This is a genomic window from Actinoplanes sp. NPDC051633, from assembly GCF_040681735.1.
In the GTDB taxonomy this organism is placed as follows: domain Bacteria; phylum Actinomycetota; class Actinomycetes; order Mycobacteriales; family Micromonosporaceae; genus Actinoplanes.
Map to the genome: position 1 here is coordinate 1 of NZ_JBFAZH010001105.1, position 2,562 is coordinate 2,562.

Sequence of the window (2,562 nt, forward strand, 5' to 3'; positions counted from 1 at the left end):
CGATCTATCACCCGGAAGCCGGCGCGACGAATTACCTGCAGTCCTACGGCCACTTCATCTCCGAGCGGATGACCTACCCCGGCGGCTTCCTCAGCGAGTACATGAATCACTCCGACGTGCGGTTCCGCAACGCGATGGTGCACATCCAAGGCGAAGGCGACGCACGGATGAGCATCCAGCAGCCGACCGAGAACATCATGACGGGGCGCAATCAGCTGCGGCTGTCCAACATCGACTCGCTCAACGTCAGCACCAGCAGCTTCACCGAGCACTGGGCCAGATGCGGTCAGGTCGAATGAGTTAGTGGTCGTGGCGCCGGGATAACTCCAGATCGCGGTGTCCCGGCGAGACGTCGGTCACTCGCCACGGCTCAGACCTGGTGCAGCTCGGCGCCATCGGCCGGGGTGAACGACATCATCACGACCCGGTCGGCCTGCAGATAGATGGACAGATCGGCCGCGACGTCGCGCATGCCCGCCGCAGGCGTCACAGCGATCGCGAGCGTGCCGGCGTCGACGTATTCGCTGAGCATCAGGGCGTCCTGCCCCAGCTCGGCGGAGTCCTGGCCGACGGGGACGGCCACCACGCTGTGCCGGGGCAGCCGGCCGCGCAGCCCGGCCGCCATGGCGCCCGCGCCGACCCGGGACTCCCCTTCGGCGGCGCCGTAGACGACGAGCAGTTCGTCGTTCGTGGCCAGTTCGGCCAGACGGGCCACGACCGCCGGCCCGCCCAGGCGGGTGTCCGGCTCGCCGACGAGCGCGATGGTCATCGTCGTCGGACCGGGCACCGGCTCGGACCGCACGGCGAGCCCGAGCCCGACGGAGAGGCCGTGGGTGCCGACATAGACCGCGGCCGCCAGCAGCAGGGCGGCGAGCAGGATCCAGGCCCCGGCGTCCGATCGGGTCAGGCCGACCGCGCCCGCCACCAGGGCCGGAGGCACCAGCGCGCCGAGCGCCCCGACCGAGCCGGTCACCCCCATCACCGCCCCGGCGACGTGCGGCCCGGCCGCCTTGCCGATCAGGGCCAGCAGGGCGCCGCAGGCGATCCCGTCGCACACCGCGATCCCGGCGATCACCGGCGCCAGCAGCCACCACACCCGTGGCAGGAGCGCGCCGGCGAGGCACAACGCGGCGGCGACGCCGTAGCAGATCAGCACCAGCCGGGCGGTCGGCCGCCGGTCGTTCCACCACCCGCCGGCCAGCCGGCCTGCCGACGCCAGCCCGACCACCACCGCGGTGATCGTCAGGGCGTGGAACCACTCGATGCCGACGGCCGTGGTCAGGAAGAGCGGCAGGTACACCGCGATCGACACGATCCCGCCCAGGGCGAGCAGGTAGAGCAGCGACAACGATGAGGACGAGGCCAGCCGGATCATCGCCGCGCACTGCCGTACCAGGGACTTCTGACTGCCCCGCGGGAACGGATCCCGGAGCGCCACCGCAGCCAGACCGGCGTAGCCGGCCATGATCGCGGCCAGGACGAACGCGGCTTGCCGCCCCTCGGGGTCGAATCCCCAGGACACACCCGACACTCCGGCGGCGACGACCACGCCGAGACCGAACAGTCCCAGGCCGAGGCCGCGCCGCCCGTACGGCAGGGTCCGCGCGACGAGGGCGGCGCCCACCACGAACGCCGCCCCCGCGACTCCGCTCATGGCACCGGCCACCGCCGCCGCCGGCAGCGAGCCGGACAACCCCAGGCCGGCCACCGACGCCGCCGACGCCAGGGTGACGGCGGGCATCGTCACTCGGGCGCCGTACCGATCGGTCAGCACGCCCACGGGAAGCCGCACCAACGCCGCGACCAGGAGCGGCAGACCGATCAGGATTCCGTATTGCCACGGGCCGACGTCGAACCGTTCGTGCAGGTGCGGGCCGATCAGGATCGACGCCCGCAGGTTCAGCCCCAGCCCGAGCGTGACAATGATCAGCATCGTCCACGCCCGGGCCGGCCGAGCCGGCAGCTCCTGCATGGTCATGGTCACCGCCCCGATCGGGCTCGTGGGCACCGCGCCCTCAGGGACGGCCGCCACCAGCGTCTCGCTGCTGCATCGGTTCCGCCATCCCTTAACCAAACACTTTTCACAATTGGCGGGCCACCCGGGCGGACCCACGGTGCGAACCCCGGAGGACGCCGACACCGGCGACGACCGCGATCGTGACGCCCAGGATCCGGACCGCGGTTCCCACAGCTTGCCATGGTTGATCACCGGTGAGGGTGTCCAGACCGCCGCTGGCGAGGATGCCGGCCGCCTCGGCGAGACCGACCAGCACGGGAGCGAGTCCCGACCAGCGGCTCCGGACGATGATCACCAGCACTGCCGCCGCCAGCAGGAGCAGCGCGCCCGGCGGGACGAGCGGCATGGCCCCACCGCCGGCCTTCAGGATCGCGATACCTGCGGCGGCGACGACCGCGCCCGCCGCCGCAATGCGCCAGGCGATCATCGCTCGCCGCCGACCGTGTAGCGGGCGCCGAGTGCCTGCGCGGCGACGACTGCGCCGGCGCCGGCCAGGATGAGGTCCTTGAGTACGTACTGAGCCTCGAGCGTCGGCACGAAACCGG

3 protein-coding genes are annotated in these 2,562 nt (G+C 72.0%); 1 reads left to right on the forward strand and 2 read right to left on the reverse strand.

Annotation, left to right across the window (positions count from 1 at the left end):
- A partial coding sequence (locus AB0M20_RS37570; RefSeq protein ID WP_364305570.1) for a hypothetical protein occupies positions 1 to 299 on the forward strand: 299 nt, incomplete at its 5' end.
- A gap of 71 nt (positions 300 to 370) precedes the next feature.
- On the opposite strand, the gene AB0M20_RS37575 is transcribed toward AB0M20_RS37570, so the two are convergent.
- Complete coding sequence (locus AB0M20_RS37575; RefSeq protein WP_364305572.1) at positions 371 to 2,032, reverse strand: MFS transporter; 1,662 nt, start codon at positions 2,030 to 2,032, stop codon at positions 371 to 373.
- A gap of 49 nt (positions 2,033 to 2,081) precedes the next feature.
- Positions 2,082 to 2,444, reverse strand: a complete 363-nt coding sequence (locus AB0M20_RS37580; protein ID WP_364305573.1) for a hypothetical protein — start codon at positions 2,442 to 2,444, stop codon at positions 2,082 to 2,084.
- Between the last annotated feature and the right edge of the window lie 118 nt (positions 2,445 to 2,562).